This window comes from Haloleucobacter albus (assembly GCF_052492075.1).
Map to the genome: position 1 here is coordinate 1 of NZ_JBQWAS010000007.1, position 20,748 is coordinate 20,748.

The following is a 20,748-nucleotide window of genomic DNA, read 5'->3' on the forward strand; positions in this document are numbered from 1 at the left end:
GCAGAGTTCCGGGGGCTGTATGACGCTGCCTGACGTGACAAGAAGCGGACCCGGCGCATAGCGCCGGGACTTTGTTACGAACGGCCCTCCGGCTCTCTACGGCGCTATTGGGGAGCGCGTTCGCCTCCGGGCCGGCGCGGCTTGCGCCGCGATCCACCCGCCGACCTGGTGCAAGCTCTATTCAGGGAAACGCCACGGCCGCGACGATAGCCCCCCGGCCGGCCCGCTCTCATCATCTAGGGCCGTAGGGACGGCCGGGGGGCGGGCCACGCGCGCAAGCATTAGCGTATTTAGCTATTTACGTATCAACGTGCATAAGGCTCGATCGGCGGCAATCCGTGCTGTGCCAGAACCGCCGAAAGCCCGGCCTCGGCCATCGCCTGAATTGTCGTTCCCTCTGCATCCGCGAGCTGGCGAAGGCGCTGCCAGTCCGATCGCCGGACCTTGACCGTAAGCGCGACAGTCTCGCCCCCTCCCCTCTTTCGCCTCGGCGTCGGGATTTCCACGGCCGGGCGATCGTCCTCGATCGCTGCAAGGCTGGTGGCCTCCGCGCCGGCCTTCGGGCGGGTGAAGGCCGCGAGGCCGGTTGCTTTCTTTGCCATAGGTTTCGCTCCTTCAATACGCGCTTACGTATTTAGCTATTTACGTTCTAACGTGCCTTTAATCCACGCCCACAAAGCCCGGATTTCCTCCGCTGCTTTCCCTTCGGCCTCGAACTCCGTCACGGCGCTGCCAGTCGTGACGGCGCGGGCGAACGCGCGCCGGTCGGTAATCTCGCCGGGAACGATCGGCAGTCCGTAGGCTTCCAGCGCCGCGCGCGTCTCCCCGATCTCGGGCGCACGGAACGGGCAGGCAGACAGGACGAACGCGCCGCGCACTTTCGCGGCCGCCACGATCTCGACGGCGGCCGGGACCGCAGCGAGGTCAAACGCGGACGGTCTGACCGGAATCAAGACCAGCTCCGACCTTCGGGCGATCTGGCCGGCCGCCGGGGCGGCATGGGGCGGGGCGTCCACTACGGCCAAGGTCATGCCCTCGCCCTCGGCCGCCCTAAGCGCGGCGTCCAGCTCCCCGGCCTGCGCCGTGGCGACGATCGGCGTTCCGGCTTCCCGCGCGCTCGCCCATGCGGTCGCGCTCTCCTGTGGGTCCGCGTCGATGACGCAAACCCGTTCGCCGGTCGCCTCGGCCGCCACGGCGGTATGAACCGAAAGCGTGGTTTTTCCGCTCCCGCCCTTCTGGCTCAAAAACGCAATGACGTTCATGCGTCAATCCTTCTTTGCGTGAATACGTATTGAAGCATATAGCTAAGGACGTTACTACGTCTTTAAGCTAGTGCGGCCATTCCTCGGCCGGCCAGTCGCGCGACGTGTGGATGACGCGCACGATCACGACGCTTTCCCGGCCCCCCACGTCCCGCAGCTCATAGGCGATGATGTAGGGATGACGGGCGAGGGACTTTTCATAGGTTCCGCTCACCCGCCCCGGCCGGCCGGTCGCAAATTCGCCGAGCTTGTTCCCGGCGTCCTCGATCGCATCCACGACCCGTTCGGCGGCGAATGGGTTGTCCTCTGCGATATAGCGCAGGATTTCGAGGTTATCCCGCTGCGCCTCAATCGACCAGACAACCGGCCTCATCCGCGCGCGGCTTTCCGGCGCTTCGCTTCCTCGATAACCTCACGCATTTCCGCGACGGCCTGCGCATGGGGGATCACTCGGCCGGCCGCTGCATCAGCCATGCCGCGCTTGATACCGTCGATGATTTCAAGCTCGCGATCGACATAGGCGGCGACGGCCTCGCCGGCGAGGAAGGATTTGCTTCGCTGCGTGTCGTTCGCGATCCGGTCGAGCTTTTCTTTCACATCGGGCCTAACCCGAATCGTCATGGTGGTGCTGGCGGTCATGGAATCGCCTCCGTGTGTTGAATTGTGTACACTCTAGCACGTTTTCCCGGCCGCCGCCATCGCCTTCTATCAAGGTAATACGTTTACACGTCAATACGTATTAACGTAAATAATTAAGCGCCGACCTTGCCCTTCACTCCCTCTCGAAAGCCATAGGACGCTGGTCGCAGGCGCGAGCGGTGCGGATTAGGTAGTGGGGGTGCCGTTTCCCGGCCCGCCTATACGCGGGCCGGAACCGCCGCAGGGCTGCGTAAGCAGCCCGAACAGCGGCGACCGCTTATGTTTTGCCTCTTAGATAAAGATCAGATGGGGATTCAGTCTGGTTATCGGACTCACGTTTCATGAAGTTTTTCGCCATGCGCACAAGGGCCTGTCCTAGCGGGCTATCGCCGGCGTCGATCTGCGTTCGCTCATCGAGGGGCAGGGTGGTCTTGTAGGCGTCGATTGCCTCGCTCCAAGCCCGCTGATCCTGTCCATGATCGGCGGGCGGGGGTGGAGCCTTGCCGAACCGTCCAAGGAACTGCCGGGCCTTCTCCGGCAGGGACAGGCGATAGGCGTTGCTGGCCTGCTGCACCTGTGGGCCGCGCCCTTCGTTCCCGGTCGGCTCATAGCGCCGCAGCCAGTCAATGAAGCCATGCGCCCGCAGATTCTTCAGCGCCCGCACGATCGTATCGCGCGACCGGCCTAGCCGATCCATGATCGTGGTGATTGACGGCTCAAGCCGGCCGGTGCGGAAGTCGATGAGATTGACGAACAGCCGCAGCACGTCCAGCGCCACCGATCCTAGCGGCCCGCTGCGCTCGCCCTTCTCGTGCAAGCCGGCCTCGTTGTAGATTTCGGCCGCCTTCAAGATCGCCTGCACGTCCTTGCGCGTCGTCGGCCGCCATATGCGGCCCTCCGATCGTCCCCGGATATGGCTATGCCGGCGAACTGGTGTCGGGCAGCGTGGGGCAGGGGGCGGAAAGATCAACCCTAGCGCGGTCTGTCCCGATCCCCGCAGGGCGGCCCGGCGCTCATGGGCGAGCGTCGTAAGCTCGCCGGCCTCGTCGTCGGTGAGCTGGCCCGCGCCGTATCGAGTCCAAACCTCCCGCATGATTTCATCAAGCGCGTTCCCGCGCGCGCAGCCGATCGCGGCCGCGTAGTGCGTCCTCAACATATGCCCTCGTCCTTCCTTTTGAAGGACATGACAGCGCGGACGGCAGGCACAGCTTTCCCCGTTTCCGCAAGAATCAATCTTGCGAATTGGAGTGCTCTAGCGTAGATAAGGGGAGACTTTGATGGCCCCGGCTCTACGGTGTGTCTGACGGCCTATAAAACGCTCGACCGCGCCAACGGTCGGGCGTTTTGCCGTTATGTCCCTTGCTTCGCTTCGATATAGAACCTCAACGCTTCCTCGATGATCGGCGCGCGCCCTCGCAAGCCCGCGTCGTCCTTCAGGCGGTCAATCGCCGCGACCAGCTCGCCGGGCAGATCGGCCTGCACAAGAATCCGGCCCTCCGCGCGCCAACGGGCGCGCAGGTTTCGGACACTTTCCAGCTTAACTTGTTCTCGGGTGCGACTCGCCATGTCTACATGAAGAGACGAAATCGCCCGATTCTGCAACCCTTTGCGTAAGGGGGCGAGAAAGGCACTACTTCTAGGGCCGGGCGACTAAACGTAGTTGCGTCAATGCGTATCCACGTCAATGCGTTCTATGGCCCGGTAGAGGGTAGAGCGATGCACACCCAAGAGCCGGGCAACCTCGGCCGGCTTCTTGTCCTCGCTGATGAGCTGGCGGGCGTGTGCGATCTGCTCGGCCGACAGGGCAGGGGGGCGGCCGAACCGAACGCCCTTCGCCTTCGCCGCCGCGCGGCCGGCGCTCGTGCGCTCATGGATCAAGCTGCGCTCGAACTCGGCAACGCCGGCGAAGAAAGTCAGCACCATGCGCCCGGCCGGCGTCGTCGTGTCGGCCCACGGCTCGGCCAGCGAACGCAAGCCGGCCTCGGCGTGGCCGATCCGCTCAGCAATGTCGAGAAGATCGCGCGTCGATCGGGCGAGGCGATCAAGCCGCGTCACCGTCACCACGTTCCCGGGCTGCAAATGGTCCAGCATCTTCGCCAGCTCGCGGCGGCCGCGCTGCGCGCCGGATGCCTTTTCCTCGAACACGCGCTTGCAGCCGGCCGCTTTCAGCGCCGCGCGCTGCTGGTCGAGAGTCTGGCCGTCGGTCGAGACGCGGGCATATCCGATAAGCAAGGGCAGGGGCTTCCTCGTGGGCGACATGCCCGGAATCTACCTCGTGCAAACCGTCGCGGAAATCCCTATTATGCGACAAGAAAGCTGTCGCGGGTTTTGGAATTTTTGCGACAACGCAGCATCATCGAAATTGGTTGAACAATGAAGTCGCCTGAACTCCACATACTTGAGAGAATAGAAGCCCTCCGCGCCGAACTCGCACGTCCTGTTGTCGTGGCGCTTGACGGGGGAAGCGGCTCCGGTAAGTCAACGATTGCGGCAAGGTTGGCGAAGCTGACCGACATAGCCTTGGTTACGCTCGATGATTTCTATCAAACGCAGGTTCCCGAATCCGAGTGGCCTCACAAAACCGTGGCGGAGCGGTTGAATCGCGTTTTTGAGTGGGACCGCGTTCGCGAGGCAATAGAGCCTCTACGCAAGGGGGAACCTGCACAGTGGCGAGCTTTCGACTTCATGCAGGGACTAGGCCCGGATGGCACTTACAGCCTCAAGAACGAATTTACCGAAGTCGCGCCAGCGCCCACGATTCTGCTCGAAGGAGCTTATTCCGCATCTCCGTTCCTTCGGGATTTGATCGACCTCGCCGTGATCGTGGATGTGCCGACCAAAGTGCGGCATGAACGGACTGCTGCGCGCGAACAGGGCGCGGAGGGCTTTTTACCCACATTCTCCAAGTAAGTCGCTGATTTCGCTGTCGTAATCGTGATATTTCGCATATAAATCATGGCGTTGACGGCTGCGAGGGGCGCGTTTCATGGATCACCTGGAGGGTGCGGGCTTGGCGCGGGGAGATCGGGTTGATTTCGACCGCCGTGTGCGTCTGGAGTTCCGTGGTGCGCAGATCAGTTCAGACGGTGGCCTGCTGGTGATGCGCGAGCTTGATGACGTGCTCGGCCTGTCCAATCTGGCGTCGGAGGCGCTGCGAGACAGCCGCACCGGGAAGAACACGCTCCATCGGCTTGACGGATTGTTCCGGCAATCGGTGTTCGGACGACTGGCCGGATACGAGGATGTGAACGATGCCGACCGCTTGGCCCTCGATCCCGTGATGCGTCAGGTCGTTGGCGGCAGGGCCGTCGAGGCGCAAGCTGCTTCGGCATCGCAGATGGGACGGTTCGAGACCGAGACGCTGGCTCTGGCCGCGAACCGGGCGGCGCTGGCCGATCTGAACGGCCAATGGATCGACCGGTTTCATGACCGCAACGGGTTGAAATACATCGTGCTGGACATGGACAGCTCGGTCAGCCCCACCCACGGCGATCAGGAAGGTGCTGCCTGGAACGGGCATTTCGACTGCACCTGCTATCACCCCATCTTCTTGTTCAACCAGTTTGGCATGCTGGAGCGCTGCGCCCTGCGTAACGGCAATGTCCACAGCGCCGATGGCTGGCGGGATGTCCTTGATCCCGTCATTGCCCGATATGCTGGCCGCGACCTTGGTGGACGCTTCTTCCGGGCCGACGCTGCCTACGCGATCCCCGCGATCTATATGCGGCTGGAAGAAGCCAGGTTCTTCTACGCCATCCGTCTGCCCGCCAACGCCGTCTTGCGCGAGAAGATCGCGCATCGGCTGACACGGCCCGTGGGACGGCCTTCGCTGACCAAGGTCAAACGGTTCTTCGAGGACTTCGAGTATCAGGCGGCGTCCTGGGACAAGCCGCGCCGCGTCATCGCCAAGATCGAATGGCATCCGGGCGAGCTGTTCCCCAAAGTCGGCTTCATCGTCACCAACCTGCCGATGGAGCCAGACTGGGTGGTGAGGTTCTACAACCAGCGCGGCACCGCAGAGCAGCACATCAAGGAAGGCAAATATGCCTTTCGCTGGACGCGGCTGTCATGCCGGAAGTTCCGGCACAACGAGGTGCGGCTGCAACTGCACGCGCTGGCCTACAACCTGGCAACCTTCCTGCGCTGCATCGAACTGCCCGAGGCCATGGCGGACTGGTCGTTGACCAGCCTGCAACTCAAGCTGATCAAGATCGGCGCCCGCGTCGTCCGCCACGCCCGCGCCATTACCTTCCAGTTGGCCGAGGTCGCCGTCACCGGCCCGATGGTGCGGGCCGTCCTTGCCGCCATCCGCCGTCTTCGAACGCCTCCGTCATGCGCATGACCACGATCCATGCCCAAGCTGAACGAAAGCGGCAGGACAGGTCCGTCTGCCGCGCGGAAAAGCGGCTCTGCCGGGCCAGAATGCTGCGGGTTCGAGGCTTGATCCACCCGACTTCGGCCGTTTGCGCGACGACAGACACCGCTCGGGGCGAAAAACGCTTGCCCAGCGAGCAAAATCAGGCGATCTTGAAGTCAAGCGGCGGGCCACTTGGGGAATGTCGGATCACAATGCTCAATCGAAGACACCTGCTACAAATAGCGGGAACGGCGACCTCACTGCCGTTGCTGCAACGTATCAATTTGTCAGACACTGCATCTGCCCAGGAACCGAAAGTGACCAAACCCTCTGGCTATCGCGTGCCGCTCGAAAGCGACCCGCATGAGCGGACCTTCATGCAATGGCCGGCGCGCAGCCGCATCTATGGCGGCCAGAGCGCACTCGACGAGGTGCGCTCGACCATCGCGCTGATCGCACGATCGATCGCGCGCTTCGAGCCGGTCGTCGTGCTGGCGCGCCCCGAGCAGCAGGACGCCGCCGCGAAGGCGCTGGGATCGACGATCGAGGTCTGGCCGATCCCGACGGAGGATCTCTGGTGCCGCGATTCCGGCCCGACCTTCGCCGTATCGCAGGCAGGAAGGCCACTTGCCGTCTCCGATCTCGGCTTCAATGGCTGGGGCAACAAGCAGAGCCATGCGGACGATGGGCTGATTGCGAAGCGCGTCGGCGAGCACCTCGGCCTTGCCGTCCATGCCAATGGCATCGTCGGCGAGGCCGGCGGCGTCGAGGTCGATGGCGCCGGCACCGCGATCGCGCATGAGAGCAGCTGGATCAATCGCAATCGCAACGAAGGCGGCAAGGCCGAAATCGAGCGTCTTCTGCTCGACGCGCTCGGCGCCGAGCGGATGATCTGGGCGCCCGGCATCAAGGGCGCCGACATCACCGACTATCATATCGACGCACTCGCCCGCTTCGTGAAGCCCGGGCAGGTCGTGATCCAACTCGGCGACACTCCGGATCGCAGCGATCCCTGGTCGGCGGCTGCCTTCCAGACCTATGAGATCCTGAAAGCAGCGCGAGACGCTCAGGGCCGCAAGCTAGACATCGTCGTCATTCCCGATCCGGTCGACATCCGCTCGCGATCGCGCGACTTCGTCTCAAGCTATGTGAATTACTATGCCTGCAACGGCGCGGTCATCGGCGCGGAGTTCGGCGACGACAAGGCCGACGAGAAGGCCCGAACGATCCTGCAGCAGCTCTATCCGGGCCGCGAGATCGTCAGCCTGAATGTCGACCCGCTCGGCGAAGCTGGCGGCGGCATCCATTGCGCAACACAGCAGCAGCCCAAGAACGTCGTCAGCTGATCGAGCGAGCTATAGCACGCGGGCGCCGGCTTCCGGCGCCCGCTCCAGCGCATGCGCCATGAAGGCGAGCGCATCGCCGAGCGCCTTGCGGCCGATCGGCCCGCCCAGGCAGATGCGGGCAGCTTCCGGCGCCGGCCCTTTCGCAGCAAAGGCATCACTGGCGACGATGCCGATCCCTGCCGTCTGCATCTGCCCGACGAAGGCGGCACGCGTCCAGGGTGGCGGCAACTCCAGCCAGAGATTGAAGCTGAGTGGATCGGGGCGATAGCAACCCACCGGCAGGATCTCGGCCGCGAGCCGCTGCCGCGCCGATGTCTCCGTCCTGAGAAAATCGAGCAGCGCATCGGCACTGCCATCCTCGATCCAATGCGTCGCCAGCGCGGCGGTCAATGGCGAGGCCATGATGCTGCTGGCACGCAAGGCCGCAGCAAAGGGCCAACCGGAGCGGAGATCCGGCACCACGACATAGGCGAGCCGCAGGCCCGCCCCGAGGCATTTCGACAGGCCGGCGATATGCCAGGTCAATTCGGGGGCGAGCGCGGCAAAGGGGAGCGGTGCCACCAGCGGCACGAAGCCATAAGCGTCGTCCTCGACGATGGCCACGCCATGGCGGCGCGCGATCGCCGCGATCTCCTCGCGCCGCCGCTCCGGCATCGTGATCGTCGTCGGGTTCTGCAGGATCGGGTTGAGGTAGAGCGCCTTCGGCTTCAGGCGCAGGCAGGCCTCGGTGAAGGCCTCGGGATCGAGGCCGTCGCCATCCATCGCGAGACCGGTCAGGCTGAGGCCGAGCTGCGCGCAGATCGAGCGGGTGCCGGGATAGGTCAACGCCTCGCACAGCACCGCATCGCCCGGCTTGGCCAGGCTGCTCAGAATCGCCAGCAATGCCGCATTCGCGCCAGGCACGACGAAAAGTTGTTCGGGCGCCGGCGCAAGCCCGGTCCAAGCCATTGGCGACCCCGTCCTGCAGCAGAAGCGACACATAGGCCTGCCGAACCATGTCGCGGATGGCGACGAGACCCTCGCTCTCGATCAAGGCCTGGCGCTGCGGGAGCTGAAGCTTGAGGCTGGACGTGTCGTGGACGTCGACGAGGACGATATTCAGGATCGTCTCCTCGAGCACGTTGCCGCGGTCGTCGAGTGAGGCAATTTTCTCCGACTGGGGGATCGCGACATCCTTCAGGAGATCGTGGGAAATGATCTTTCCGAAGAAATTGACCTTACTCTGCACGCCATTGCATCGGGCAGAGCGCGCGACCGTAACCGTGACGCCGTGCGATACCAGCGTTGCGGTCGGCAGCCCGGCGGTGTGGTCTGCGACGAAGTCGCGGGGCTCCTGCAAGAGGACGGGGGCCTCGAAGTCGACCAGTTCGGTGTCCATGGTGGAGTACCGGGTGGAGTTGAGGATCAGCTGCGCGATGGCCTGCTGCGCCTTACCCTTCAGGAACTGACGAATTCGGATCGAGAGGCCGGCTTTGTAGCCTCGCGACTTCTGGAGCGTGGCGGTCGCCGCGCCGGTGAAGGCGGCTTTCGGGACGGTCATTTTCCAGTCCTGCGACGCGACTTCGACGTCGAAATTGGCGAGCGAGAAAAAGCCGAGTCCGGCGGCATTCTCAGCGGTTTCGACGAGCTCGTCGTTATTGCTGTCGCCCAGGGCAAGCAGGACGCCGGCCTTCTCCGAGGGAAGGCCTTTGCCATTGTCGGAAATGAGGAGGTCGACGCCGTCGGCGGTAAAGGTCAGCTTGCCGGCGCCGGCACGCCGCGCGTTCTGGATCATCTCGTCCAGGATGGTTGCATCGTCGTTGGTGAAGTAGCGGTCGGCATTCTTGAGGAGCTTGGAGCCGAGAGTGGCGGTGATGTGCGAGACAGTCGTGGTCACGGGAAATCCGATGAAGAACGCAAATCCCAGTGTGGTGTTGCTGCCGGTGCTGATGCGAGAAATCTGATAGGAGGTGCGCGGTTGCGCGATCGACGCAGCCTCGTAGCATTGGGGCCGCAGGTCGCGGATCAGCGACACCAGCATCGCGAGAGATGCTTCGCCGCAATCGTGCTGCACGCCATGCGCATTGGTGAAGCGCGTGCCTCGCAGACATGACTGGACGCCGTAGAGACGATAGGTGATCCCGCCGGCGCTCCAGCTATCGCCCGTCTCAAAGGCGGCGCTCGCCGGCACGGGAAACCAGGGCGAGGGCCGGTCCTGCGCCCGGGCCGTCGCCGCGAGCAAGGCCGCGCCAAGGAGCAAGGCCGGGGCCCGCATCAATAGCCCTCGAGCGAGAAGTAGACGCGCTGCGTGCCGTTCGCCGTGGTGATGTCGACGAAATAGGGATCCGAGCGCCGCGCTCGCGCGGCGGTCGGGTAGCTCGTCTGACAACCGGCATCGCCACTGCATTCCGTGCGCGGCTTCGTCAGATCGGCGCATTGATCGCCGTTCTCGTTCGGCGTCCACGGACTATAGCTCTGATTGTCCCCGGCGCCCGACGTCGCGCCGACGGCCGTCATGCCGGCCGGGCACGCCTCAAAAGGCTGATAGCCGACATTGCTGGCGCGCCCCTCCGGACAGCTCGGCCACCCGCCGCCATGCGCGAGACGGTGAAACAGCTCCTGCATCACCGGCACGCAATAGGGGATTCCGGACCAGCTCGGATTCGACGACGCTGCGCAGAGCAACACTTTGCATCCGAACGAAGCGTCTTGCGCTTGTGCTGCGCTAGGCGCGGATATGACTGTCATAGATATGACTGTCATAAGTATATTTATCGGAAAGACTGCTGATAAACGCATTTCCTGCCCTCCGAAGACATTGCCAACTGTGGCTGCCTCATTTTATTAATTCAATGACACTGGAGGGCAAGGTGATCATTGAGCGAAGAACGATGATTGGCGCGTGCTACGTCGGCTTTGTGAGCCTTGCCGGCATCGCCGCCGCGTCCGCCGCCGAAACCGAACAGCCATGGGGCGGATTGCTGGCGCGGCTCGCGCCGACGCCCGCCCCGTCGAGCGAAGCGCCTGCGCCGACCGCGGCGGTCGCGCCGGATGGCAAGGTCATTCCTATCAATCCGCCGGCGCGGGATGTTCAGCGCGCCAACGGATCGGCCTCTGCGGCGACGCCCTGCCCCGATGCAAAGCCGATGGCCACGGCCGACGCGATGGCCTTGGTCAAAGCCGTCGCGACCAGCGAGGACTTCTTTCCGGATTTCGTGATGTCGGTGGCGAAGATCGAAAGCCACTACGATGCGACGGCGCTGTCCGAGAAGGGCGCCTTCGGCCTGATGCAGCTCATGCCGGAGACCGCAGCGGGCTACAAGGTCAACCTCTGCGATCCCGCCGACAATGTGCGCGGCGGGGTGCGCTTCCTGCGCGACCTGCACGGCCGCTACCGGAATCCGATCTTCATCCTCGCCGCCTACAATGCCGGCGAGAAGGCGATGCTGAGCAGCCGCGGCCTGCCGCCCTATCCCGAGACCGTGGCCTTCGTCGCCAATGTGCTGAACGATTTCTACACCTGGCCGGCCCTGCCCCGGACGGCGTCCGCGGACAAGGCGGCGCGCCGCACGGCCGGCGATGACCTGATCCAGCAGCCCGATTCCAAACCACGGACGGCCGGCGGCCCCGCATGGACCGACGGTTTCGTCATGCATGTCGACGATTAGCCGCCGGCGACGGCCGGCATTTGATGAGGGAGAAGCGTGATGAAAAAGCTGATGGCCTTGGCGGGCACTCTGTCGATCGCGGCGACGGAGGCCTTCGCGCAGTCAACGGGCGGCAACCTTCAGCCCGTGCAATCGACCTTGCAGCAGCTCGTCTCGGTCTTCACGGGCTCGATCGCCACGGCGCTCGCCACGCTCGCCGTGATCGCCTGCGGCCTGTTCGCTTGGGGAGGTCGATTGACCTGGGGCATTGCCGTTTTAGCCGCGTGGCACGCTGTTTGGGACGATGTTGAAAGCTACTATTTCGAGCGCGTCTGCCCGCCAAGGTCTTTTGATCTGGTGATCCAGAATTAAATTCCTTCGCGCCCCTTATGTCGCGCAAATCCTGAAACCTGCACCACGTCCGCAGCGGCGCGGAATCCGGGCCGCGACGTGTCGCGAAAGTCAGTCGCACAAGTTTGACTTTCGCACCTGATTTTTGCGACAGATTTTTCCCTGCAAAATCAGCGCCGGCGATTTTGTCGCAAAAATCAGGAATTTCGCGACAAATTGATCGCGCCCCGGAATGCGAAGCCCCGCTGTCGGCCATTGTCTGAAGTTCCTCACGGGCAGGCGCTTGATACTTTACTAACTTGTCTGTAAAGTTTGGCTACTCTCACTGAATGGTGCTATCATGCCTGCCGCCCACTCGAACCGCTGGGTTCTTCTGGTGACCGTCGCCGCCGGTCTCCTGCTTATCGTTCTGGACAATTCGGTCCTCTACACGGCCCTGCCTACCCTGACGCGCGAGCTTGGCGCGACGGCAACGCAAGGGTTGTGGATCATCAACGCATACCCCCTCGTCATGGCCGGCCTGCTGCTCGGCACCGGGACGCTGGGTGACAGGATCGGTCACCGGCGCATGTTCCTCATCGGCCTCGTGCTGTTCGGTGTCGCGTCGATTGTGGCGGCCTATTCGCCTACAGCGGAAATCCTGATCGGGGCGCGGGCCTTTCTGGCGGTCGGCGCGGCGGCGATGATGCCCGCGACACTCGCCCTCATCCGCGTCACCTTCGAGGATGACCGGGAACGCAACATCGCCATTGCGATCTGGGGGTCGTTGTCGGTCGTCGGCGCTGCGCTCGGACCGATCATCGGCGGTTTTCTGCTCGGCCATTTCTGGTGGGGGTCGGTGTTCCTCATCAATGTGCCGGTAGTGGTCGCTGCCTTCATTTCGGCGCTGATCGTTGCGCCGAAGGTGGCCGGCGATGCGACCAAGCCTTGGGACGTGGTGTCGTCGTTTCAGGCATTGGTGGCGCTGTCGGCTTTTGTGATCGCGATCAAGGAATCTGCCCATGCCGGGCAGTCGTGGGCCGTCCCCGCTATTTCGCTGCTGGTTGCCATCCTCGCCGGAGCGCTGTTCGTCCGCCGGCAACTGCGCCTGCCGTTCCCGCTGCTCGACTTCTCGATCTTCCGCAATGCCGCGTTCACATCGGGCGTTCTAGCGGCCGCGTTCTCCCTGTTCGCCATCGGCGGTGTTCAGCTTGCTACGACGCAACGCTTCCAGCTCGTTGCGGGCTTCACGCCGCTGGAAGCCGGGATGCTGGTTTCGGCGGCGGCTCTCGGATCATTGCCGACTGCGCTGCTCGGTGGTGCATTCCTGCATCGTATTGGCCTACGTATCCTTATAGCTGGCGGGCTTGCGGCGGGATCGCTGGCGGTCCTGCTTGCGACATGGGGCATCACTCATGGCCTTGGCTGGCTGATCGCCGGTCTGGCGCTGACCGGTGCCGGCGTAGGTGCAACAATGTCGGTGGCATCAACGGCTATTGTGGGCAATGTGCCTGTGCATCGCGCCGGCATGGCGTCGTCGGTCGAGGAAGTGTCCTACGAGTTTGGCAGTCTGTTCGCTGTCACAATTCTCGGAAGTCTTTTGGCCTACCTCTATACGGTCAACGTCGTGTTCCCCGCCGGAACCTCGGAAGCGGCCCGCGACAGCATGGCGTCGGCGCTGGTCTTTGCCAACGAGGCGGGGGCCGATGGTGTTGTCGTGCGTCAAGCGGCAGGAATCGCATTCGACCACGCCTATACGGTCGTCATGTACGTGGCGGCGGGTGTTCTGGCCGTGGGTGCCCTGATCACCGGCATCCTGTTGCGGCGCTACGGTCCCGGCTCGCAATCGTCAGCCTATCCCACACAACACTAAGGAAGCCGACATGGCGAGAGCCAGCAAGCGCCTCGAAATGCTTGAAGCCATTGTGAGCATCATCGAGCGTGACGGCCTCACCGCCGTCACCCTCGACGCCGTAGCGCTCGAAACCGGCATGACACGCGCCGGCCTTCTGTATCATTTCCCGTCGCGCGAAGCCCTGATCCTCGCCACCCATGAGCATCTGACTCGCTCATGGGAACAGGAGCTGGAAGCGAGCGCCGGCAACACCTCGGACAGGGCGACAGACGCCGAACGACACGCCGCCTACATCAACACCTGCGCAAGAGCTGCCCGGCGGGTCGAACTGCTGCTCATGCTGGAAAGCTCCGACAATCGGCAGCTTGGCGATCTGTGGCAACAGGTCATCGACCGCTGGGCACCTCCTGCGCCGATTGGAAACGACGCTGCCGAGTTGGACAGGTTCATTTCGCGCCTTGCCGCCGATGGGCTGTGGATTCACGAGGCGCTGTCGTCGCGCCCGCTCCCCGAGCAACTGCGCAAGCGTATCGCGGCGCGCCTCGTCGCGATGGCCGCCGGACCTGTTGAGGCGGAAGAAAACCTCCCGAAATAACTGGTGTCCCCCCACAACCCTACTGCGCCGGTGCTGCCGGCGCTTTCACGGTGATGGTGCATTGCTGATCTGAACCGGCCGTGCGCGCGGCCTCGGCGCATTGCCCGATCGCCTCGGCATTGTCGCGCACGAGCTGCGAGGAATCGGCCACGCCGCGCCAGCTTCGGGGATCGGCCACCCGCATCATGGTGACGCCGGCGTTCCATCGGTCCTGACCTATGACGGTCGCCGCAACATGGGTGTCGGCCGAGAAGGGCAGGAAACGCGGCAACAGCAAAATCAGGAATATGCCGACGAACAGCCCGACAAGGCCGGCCATCCATATGCGGAAATCCTGACTTTTCCGGTCGTAGGCGCTTTTCGTATGAGCGGCGAGGTTCCGGCCGGCGCGCTCGAGGTCGGACGCCTGCCGCTCGAGCTGCTGCGCGGCGGTGCGTATCAGGGCCTCGCCGCTGCGCTCGAGGAGCGCCGCATAGTGTGTCGCACCCTGCCGGAGAATAGGCGATTGCTCTACGCCGTGCAGCCGCTCCGCAACATTGTCGAGCGCCTGCACGAGCTGGGCGAGCTGGGGCTTGTAGTCCTGCGCCGGCTCGATCTTTTCGAGCTGGTCGAAAGCCGCTTCCAGCCCGCGCCGCATCACGGTCATTTCCGCGCCGATCTGCGCGCCCTGCGTCTCGATCGTGCGCCGGAGCGCGTCGAACGCGGCGGCCGGGTCGCCGGCGTCCTCGTCCAGTGCTTCCGGCTCGATTCCTTCCCTGTCGTCGTCCAGCTCCGCCATATTCTCCGTGCCTACCTTCCCAAACCGATGCCCCGGCTAAGTTGCCGGCTGCGTGACATTTCCTCTTGCAGCTCGTGGGCGATGCTCTGCCCCCGGCGCTGCTGCTGCCCGATTCCGAGTTCCTGACGGCGATTGCGCAGGATGGAATCTACCTGCGGGTCACGCTCAAGGCTCTTGGTCATGCCGTTCATCTGGCTTTCGACCTTGGCGCGGGCATCGTCGTGCTGCCAGCCGCGAAGCTCCCGGCGCTGGCCCTGTAGCTCCTGCCAGCGTTCAACGAACCGCTCGGCCCTGATATTCGGGTCTTGCAGCGCCGCGTTTTCGCGCTTCATCCCGTCGATAACCTGCGCGACACGCTCCCGGCCGGAAAGCTCGGTCATGGCGCGCACCGTCGCCGGGTCGTTTTGCAACGTCGAGCGCAGCAAATCTTTCATGCCGCCCTGCACCTGGTCGAGCTGCCGGCCGGCATCGCCTATTTCCTGCCGCTGCATGTCGAGGACCGGCAAGCCCTCGCGCCGGTGCTGGTCGATCGACTGATAGGCCCGCGAATAGCGGTCAACGGCGGCCTCAAGCGGCGACTGCCCCCGCGCCCGCTCGGCCAGCCGGTCGGGCGCAGGCGCCTGCCGCAAGCTCCCTTCCCTTTCCGGCCGCTCTGTGCGCTCCTGTGAGGGGGCAGGACGCGCATTGAGCTTGAGGCCGGCGAACATACCGCGCCGCTGCTTCTCGGCCTGCTGCGGCCGTTTCTGGTCGATCTGCGGGCCGTCCGCGCCGGCGCGGTCTGGCTCGCGGCTCTCGGGCGCGGCGCGGCGGCCGAGTTTCAGGCCCTCGAACGGCCGTTGGCGCTGCTGTCGATCGCCGGCGAGATCCTCGCGCGGATCTGCACGAAGATCCTGCGCGAGATCCGCGCGAACTTTTTGCGAGGATCTCCGATCAAGGGCATGATCCCCGGCCGTCGACTCCCGTTCCGCACGTAGCCCGGTGCGCTCGGCCGGAATCTCGATCTCGCTGCGGACGCCCATTTGCTCCGCGATCCCGCGCCGCTCGGCAAAGTCGCGGGTATAGTCGAGCGTCGTTTCCTTCACGCCCGACCGCGACAGGCGGCGCTCTAGCTGGCTATAGGCCAGCTCGCCGGCGTCCTGAACCTTCCATGTGTTGCGGTGCGTCTGCGTCCCATCCGGCAAGGTGACGGGGGTGGAACCCTCATGCTGTAGGCCGATCTTCTCCCCGATCTCGGGCGCGGCCTCCTTCATGGCGCGCTCAAGATCGACGCCCCATAGGGTGCGCTGCTCGCCCTTGTCGTTTTCCAGCGTCACGAAATAGCTGTCGGACTTCTGCGGGTCATGCTCATAGGGCGCGGCCCCATGCTCGACCAGCCGGCCGGCATTGGTGAACTCGTCCTGTGCCGCGTAGAGCTGCACCCCGTCACGATGCCGGGTCATGGCGACATAGGTTAGATGCCGGTCCATCGTCCCCGACGCCATCACATAGGCGCGGTCCACCGTCGCCCCCTGATTTTTGTGAATCGTCGTCGCATAGCCGTGGTCGATCGCCTGATAATCGCCCATCGGCACGGAAACACTATCGCCGCCCCGGCCGTCGAGCGTGGCAATGATGCGGCCCGGCTCGACATGATCGACCGTGCCTAGCATCCCGTTTTTCACGCCAAGGTCGCGGTTGTTCTCCAAGAACACGATGCGGTCGCCGGGCGCGAACTCCCGCTTGCCGTCATTGGTCTGGAAGGTCAGCGCGCCGGCGTCCTCGCCCTGCGCCAGCTCGCCCCGGTCCTGTAGCTCGGCCCGGATCGCGTCGTTGATGGCGCGAACATCGGCCCGGCGATGCGCCATCGCTACGCGGGTGCCGTCCGGGCGCTCGTCGCGATCGGCAAGGTAGTCGCGCACGATCTGGCCCCGCGCGTCCTCGCCGGTTTCGGCAAAGCTGATATTGCCGCGATCCCGATAGGCCGCCAGCCCCTCGGCCGTCCGGTGCGTGGCGAAGTCAACCGACGCCTCCCGCTGCCAGTCCACGCGCTGCCGGCGAATCTCGGACAGCTCGGCATGGCCGATTTCCTCCGTGATCGCCCTAAACGGTGCGCCCGCCCCGATCGCCTGCAACTGCTCATGGTCGCCTACAAGGACGATCTTCGCCCCGCGCGCCTCGGCCTCGCCAACGAAGCGGGCGAGCTGGCGGCTCCCGACCATGCCCGCCTCGTCGATCACGAACACGTCGCCGCGGCCGAGTGTGCCGCGGTCGTTCTCCCAACCGCGGGACCATGACGCGAGGGTGCGGCTCTGGATGCCGGAAGATTCCTCCAAGCCCTCGGCCGCCTTGCCCGACAGCGCCGCGCCGTGGACCTGATAGCCCTCGGCCTCCCACGCCTCGCGCGCGGCCGCGAGCATGGTGGACTTGCCAGCGCCGGCATAACCGACAACGGCCGCGATCCTCTCCGGCCCGGTGATATGCTCGATCGCCCGGCGCTGCTCGTCCGACAGCCGGGCGGAAGCATCGCCGGCGCTGCGCTGAATGGCGGCGTCCTGCCGATCTATCGCCCGCTCGACATGCCGGCGATCGACGCCATGACCATGCGCGCCGTGCATCCGCTGCGCGCTCTCGATCATGCCGGATTCGATCTCGACCATTTCCCGCGTCGAATACCGCGCAAGCTCGATCTCGCCCGTTGCCGGGTCCGCGCGCTCGGGCTGCAACTCGACCAGCGCCGGCGAGGCCATCACCTTCGCAAAGGCGCTCTGGAACTCCTGCGGGTCGTCGTTGATGTAGCGATGCAGCGCCCGCGCAACGTCGTGCCGGTCGAACACGCTCTTTTCGCCGGTGATGAGGGTTAGAACCTGCTCGGGCTTCTCTCGGATCAGCTCGGCATTGCGCCGGGCCGCTTCCTCGTCCAGCCGCGACCGCGACACGTCGAGGCCGCGCCGCTCCATCTGCGTGGCATGGACGCCCATATGCTCGGTCGGCGCGATCTCTAGCCCGCGCTCCATGTGCGAACGATGGTCAATGCGAATATCTAGCCCGGCCATCGCAAGGCGCTCGTTGGCGATCCCCTCCCACCTCTGGCGAAGGTCGCGGAGCTGCATATCGGTCGTCGGCAGGTCGTGCGCCAACAGCCATTTGTTTTCGCGCTCAAGATAGGTCTTGTCGCCTAACCCGCCCTCCGTCACCTGCCGCGTGGTCATAAGCAAATGGGCATGGTGATTGCGAACGTCGCTCGCCTCGTGCGGCGCATGAATGGCGAAGTCCACGGCCGCGCCGTAGCGGTCGGCCAGCTCCTGCGCCATCTCCCGCGCCGCCTCTAGCCGCTGCTCGGCCGAAAGCTCATGCGGCAAGGCAATCTCGAACTCCCGCGCAACGCGAGCGTCCTTCCGCTTCTCGGCAAATTCGGCGGCGTTCCACAAGTCCGACCGATCCCGCGCCCAATCGGCGTTCACGCCTTCCGGCAAGACGATCTCGGCATGTTCAACACCCTGCTTGGCCGTGTAGTCGTGCGTGATCCCGTCGCGCTCGTTGGTCAGCTTCTCCCCGGCACGATAAGCCATTGAGGCGACGGCGCTACGGCCACCCGCCCGCGAAACTGGCTTCATGCTGAAATGGTAGATTGCCAACCCGTTGCCTCGATCCCGTTTCCGCCTTTCCCGCCAGCCTCCAAGCTGGCGGCGCGCTGAGTTACGCAGTAACTCGTAAGTGCGCCCTTCTCAACTCAATCGCTACGCTCTTTCGCTGATCGGTGTGGCGCTCGCGGCAAGGTCGATGCAATGAACTGAGGCCGGAATTGTGCTGCAAAACCGCTGAAAACTCAAGCGCAACAGGCAAACGCTGGAAAAGACGGTCGGGAATGATAGTCTAGGCGAACAACCGGAAAAGGAGATTTGAGGAATGGCGCGCAAAACGATCGAACAACGCTTGGCCGAACTGGATGCGCAGCGCGCCACGCTCAAGGCCCGTCTGTCGAAGCAGGAACGCGCCAACGACACGCGCCGCAAGGTGCTGCTCGGCGCGCTCGTCCTGCATCGCCTCGAACACGGCAAGGATGAAGAATTTTCCCGGCGCTTGGGCGAATGGCTCAAGCGTGAGCTGCCCGACTTCCTGACGCGCCCCGGTGACAAGGAACTGTTTGCCGACCTGATCGACAACGCGCCGGCCGGGGAGACGACAGGCAGCGCCGGGGGGACGGCCGCATGAGTCAGGCGAGACTTGCATGGGGTGCGTTCAAGAACATGGTGCGGCAGGCCGCGCGTGATCCGCTATGGGCGTTCGTCGCTCTGCTCGCCGCACCTTTCCGCATCTGGAAACCGCTTCTCGGGCTTCTGTTCCTCCTTGTTATCGTCCTGTTCGTCGTCGGCTTCGGCGGCCGCTTCGCTCTCGAACAAATCGGCTTTCGCGTCGGCTCGGTTCCGGTTCTCCTGCTCGATCTCGTCACGCTGCTGGTGCTGCTGGCGCTCGCCTTCCGCTTCCTCACCAATCCGCTGATTATCCATTTCGGGGATATGGACGGCGAAACCCACGGCTCGGCCCGCTTCGCCACCGACAAGGAAACCGCCGCCCTCGCCCGCGCCGATTCCGGCCTGCTGATCGGCCGCGACGGCAAGACCGGAAAGCTCCTGCGCTATGACGGCCCGGCCCATCTGCTGACGATGGCACCGACGCGCACCGGCAAAGGGGTGGGAACCATCATCCCCAACCTGCTCACCGCCGACCGCTCCGTGATCTGCATCGACCCCAAGGGCGAAAATGCCAAGATCGCCGGCCGCGCCCGCCAGCAATTCGGCCCGGTCCATGTCCTCGACCCCTTCGGCGTCACCGGCCAGCCCTCGGCCGCCTTCAATCCCCTCGACCAGCTCGACCCGGCCGGCCTCGATGTCGCGGAAGATGCAAGCACCTTGGCCGACGCCCTCGTGTTCGATGAACCGGGCATGGCCGGCGAAGCGCATTGGAACGAGGAAGCCAAGGCGCTCATTGCCGGCCTGATCCTCCATATTGCCGCCAGCGCGCCGCGCGACAGGCGGAACCTCGCCACCCTGCGCGAATATCTCACCCTCGCCCCTGAAGCCTTCGCGGCGCTCCTGAAGGACATGCAGGCATCAACGGCCGCCTCCGGCCTGATCGCCCGCGCTGCAAACCGCCACCTCGGCAAATCCGACCGCGAGGCGGCCGGCGTCCTCTCGGCCGCGCAGCGCCATACCCATTTCCTCGACAGCCCGCGCATGGTCGCCGTCCTCGACCGATCCGATTTCGGCTTTGCCGATCTCAAGCGCCGCAACGTCTCGGTGTTCCTCGTCCTGCCGCCCGATCGGCTCGCCACCTATTCCCGCTGGCTGCGCCTGCTCGTCGCGCAAAGCCTCACCGACATGGCCCGCGATCCCGCCAAGCCGGCCGTGCCGGTCCTCTATCTGCTCGATGAGTTCGCCGCCCTCGGCCATCTGGCCCCCGTCGAGCGCGCAATGGGCCTCATGGCCGGCTACGGCGTCCAGCTCTGGCCGATCCTGCAAGACGTTCACCAGCTCCGCGCCACCTACGGGCAACGCGCCGGCACCTTCCTGTCAAATGCCGGCGTCCTACAGGTGTTCGGCGTCAACGATCACGACAGCGCCCGGCTTGTCTCCGATCTGCTCGGGCAGGAAACCGTTGTGTTCCAGACCATGAGCCGGGCGCTCGATTCCGATAAATCCGGCATCTCCTACGGCGAGCAACACACGGCCCGCCCGCTGCTGACCCCCGATGAGGTCCGCAACCTGCCGCAGCATGTCGAATTGCTGTTCCTCGCCGGGCAACGGCCGATCGTCGCCGGCAAGCTCGCCTATTATGCCGATGCAGAGTTCCGGGGGCTGTATGACGCTGCCTGACGTGACAAGAAGCGGACCCGGCGCATAGCGCCGGGACTTTGTTACGAACGGCCCTCCGGCTCTCTACGGCGCTATTGGGGAGCGCGTTCGCCTCCGGGCCGGCGCGGC

20 protein-coding genes and 1 pseudogene are annotated in these 20,748 nt (G+C 64.5%); 10 read left to right on the plus strand and 11 right to left on the minus strand.

Annotated features, from left to right (window positions below):
• Positions 1 to 305 precede the first annotated feature (305 nt).
• The 7 genes from ACT6QH_RS00220 to ACT6QH_RS00250 all read right to left on the minus strand — a co-directional run bounded on the left by ACT6QH_RS00220 (position 306) and on the right by ACT6QH_RS00250 (position 4,133).
• Complete coding sequence (locus ACT6QH_RS00220) at positions 306 to 602, minus strand: hypothetical protein (RefSeq protein ID WP_006473490.1); 297 nt, start codon at positions 600 to 602, stop codon at positions 306 to 308.
• 36 nt (positions 603 to 638) lie between these two features.
• Positions 639 to 1,262, minus strand: a complete 624-nt coding sequence (parA, locus tag ACT6QH_RS00225) for a ParA family partition ATPase (RefSeq protein ID WP_021316632.1) — start codon at positions 1,260 to 1,262, stop codon at positions 639 to 641.
• A gap of 67 nt (positions 1,263 to 1,329) precedes the next feature.
• The gene (locus tag ACT6QH_RS00230) at positions 1,330 to 1,635 is read right to left on the minus strand and encodes a type II toxin-antitoxin system RelE/ParE family toxin (protein ID WP_006473480.1); all 306 of its coding nucleotides are present in this window, start codon (positions 1,633 to 1,635) and stop codon (positions 1,330 to 1,332) included.
• Positions 1,632 to 1,901 (minus strand): CopG family ribbon-helix-helix protein, encoded by a 270-nt coding sequence (locus tag ACT6QH_RS00235; protein WP_006473479.1) that lies wholly within the window; start codon positions 1,899 to 1,901, stop codon positions 1,632 to 1,634. The genes ACT6QH_RS00230 and ACT6QH_RS00235 overlap by 4 nt, the downstream gene beginning before the upstream one ends.
• A gap of 277 nt (positions 1,902 to 2,178) precedes the next feature.
• Positions 2,179 to 2,751, minus strand: coding sequence for a helix-turn-helix domain-containing protein (locus tag ACT6QH_RS00240; protein WP_234781629.1), 573 nt, complete (start codon positions 2,749 to 2,751; stop codon positions 2,179 to 2,181).
• Positions 2,752 to 3,251: 500 nt separating this feature from the next.
• Positions 3,252 to 3,467 (minus strand): ribbon-helix-helix protein, CopG family, encoded by a 216-nt coding sequence (locus tag ACT6QH_RS00245; RefSeq protein ID WP_020817828.1) that lies wholly within the window; start codon positions 3,465 to 3,467, stop codon positions 3,252 to 3,254.
• A 99-nt stretch (positions 3,468 to 3,566) separates the two neighbouring features.
• Positions 3,567 to 4,133, minus strand: coding sequence for a recombinase family protein (locus ACT6QH_RS00250; protein ID WP_006473455.1), 567 nt, complete (start codon positions 4,131 to 4,133; stop codon positions 3,567 to 3,569).
• 141 nt (positions 4,134 to 4,274) lie between these two features.
• On the opposite strand from ACT6QH_RS00250, the gene ACT6QH_RS00255 reads away from it, so the two are divergent.
• The 3 genes from ACT6QH_RS00255 to ACT6QH_RS00265 all read left to right on the plus strand — a co-directional run bounded on the left by ACT6QH_RS00255 (position 4,275) and on the right by ACT6QH_RS00265 (position 7,604).
• Positions 4,275 to 4,811: a uridine kinase family protein gene (locus ACT6QH_RS00255; RefSeq protein ID WP_444972824.1), complete on the plus strand. Its 537-nt coding sequence runs from the start codon at positions 4,275 to 4,277 to the stop codon at positions 4,809 to 4,811.
• 76 nt (positions 4,812 to 4,887) lie between these two features.
• Positions 4,888 to 6,243: an IS1380-like element ISPme1 family transposase gene (locus ACT6QH_RS00260; protein WP_012112698.1), complete on the plus strand. Its 1,356-nt coding sequence runs from the start codon at positions 4,888 to 4,890 to the stop codon at positions 6,241 to 6,243.
• A gap of 332 nt (positions 6,244 to 6,575) precedes the next feature.
• Positions 6,576 to 7,604: an agmatine deiminase family protein gene (locus ACT6QH_RS00265; RefSeq protein WP_444972825.1), complete on the plus strand. Its 1,029-nt coding sequence runs from the start codon at positions 6,576 to 6,578 to the stop codon at positions 7,602 to 7,604.
• 9 nt (positions 7,605 to 7,613) lie between these two features.
• On the opposite strand, the pseudogene ACT6QH_RS00270 reads toward ACT6QH_RS00265, so the two are convergent.
• Positions 7,614 to 8,540 (minus strand): annotated as a pseudogene (locus tag ACT6QH_RS00270) (aminotransferase-like domain-containing protein); the annotation flags it as partial.
• A 250-nt stretch (positions 8,541 to 8,790) separates the two neighbouring features.
• Between ACT6QH_RS00270 and ACT6QH_RS00275 the strand changes: the two are divergent.
• Positions 8,791 to 9,696 (plus strand): hypothetical protein, encoded by a 906-nt coding sequence (locus tag ACT6QH_RS00275; RefSeq protein ID WP_444972826.1) that lies wholly within the window; start codon positions 8,791 to 8,793, stop codon positions 9,694 to 9,696.
• Positions 9,697 to 9,857: 161 nt separating this feature from the next.
• On the opposite strand, the gene ACT6QH_RS00280 is transcribed toward ACT6QH_RS00275, so the two are convergent.
• On the minus strand, positions 9,858 to 10,271 hold the full coding sequence (locus ACT6QH_RS00280) for a hypothetical protein (protein WP_444972830.1): 414 nt from the start codon (positions 10,269 to 10,271) through the stop codon (positions 9,858 to 9,860).
• A gap of 182 nt (positions 10,272 to 10,453) precedes the next feature.
• Between ACT6QH_RS00280 and ACT6QH_RS00285 the strand changes: the two genes are divergently transcribed.
• The 4 genes from ACT6QH_RS00285 (at position 10,454) to ACT6QH_RS00300 (ending at position 14,010) form a co-directional block, all read left to right on the plus strand.
• Positions 10,454 to 11,251 carry a lytic transglycosylase domain-containing protein gene (locus ACT6QH_RS00285; RefSeq protein ID WP_444972827.1) on the plus strand — a complete coding sequence of 266 codons (798 nt, stop codon included), beginning with the start codon at positions 10,454 to 10,456 and terminating at the stop codon, positions 11,249 to 11,251.
• Between the two features lie 39 nt (positions 11,252 to 11,290).
• The gene (locus ACT6QH_RS00290; protein ID WP_444972828.1) at positions 11,291 to 11,602 is read left to right on the plus strand and encodes a TrbC/VirB2 family type IV secretion system protein; all 312 of its coding nucleotides are present in this window, start codon (positions 11,291 to 11,293) and stop codon (positions 11,600 to 11,602) included.
• A 319-nt stretch (positions 11,603 to 11,921) separates the two neighbouring features.
• Positions 11,922 to 13,433 carry an MFS transporter gene (locus tag ACT6QH_RS00295; RefSeq protein WP_049285546.1) on the plus strand — a complete coding sequence of 504 codons (1,512 nt, stop codon included), beginning with the start codon at positions 11,922 to 11,924 and terminating at the stop codon, positions 13,431 to 13,433.
• A gap of 10 nt (positions 13,434 to 13,443) precedes the next feature.
• Positions 13,444 to 14,010 (plus strand): TetR/AcrR family transcriptional regulator, encoded by a 567-nt coding sequence (locus ACT6QH_RS00300; protein ID WP_444972829.1) that lies wholly within the window; start codon positions 13,444 to 13,446, stop codon positions 14,008 to 14,010.
• A gap of 19 nt (positions 14,011 to 14,029) precedes the next feature.
• Here the strand turns inward: ACT6QH_RS00300 and ACT6QH_RS00305 are convergent, their stop codons facing one another.
• Together ACT6QH_RS00305 and traA are read right to left on the minus strand one after the other, a co-directional pair.
• Positions 14,030 to 14,788, minus strand: coding sequence for a DUF6118 family protein (locus ACT6QH_RS00305; protein ID WP_006473465.1), 759 nt, complete (start codon positions 14,786 to 14,788; stop codon positions 14,030 to 14,032).
• Between the two features lie 11 nt (positions 14,789 to 14,799).
• Positions 14,800 to 18,402 (minus strand): Ti-type conjugative transfer relaxase TraA, encoded by a 3,603-nt coding sequence (gene traA, locus ACT6QH_RS00310; protein WP_024269998.1) that lies wholly within the window; start codon positions 18,400 to 18,402, stop codon positions 14,800 to 14,802.
• 271 nt (positions 18,403 to 18,673) lie between these two features.
• Between traA and ACT6QH_RS00315 the strand changes: the two genes are divergently transcribed.
• A complete protein-coding gene (locus tag ACT6QH_RS00315; protein ID WP_020821017.1) occupies positions 18,674 to 18,979 on the plus strand; it encodes a hypothetical protein in 306 nt (101 codons plus the stop codon).
• Positions 18,976 to 20,640, plus strand: a complete 1,665-nt coding sequence (locus ACT6QH_RS00320; protein ID WP_023512661.1) for a type IV secretory system conjugative DNA transfer family protein — start codon at positions 18,976 to 18,978, stop codon at positions 20,638 to 20,640. The genes ACT6QH_RS00315 and ACT6QH_RS00320 overlap by 4 nt, the downstream gene beginning before the upstream one ends.
• The last annotated feature ends 108 nt before the right edge of the window (positions 20,641 to 20,748 follow it).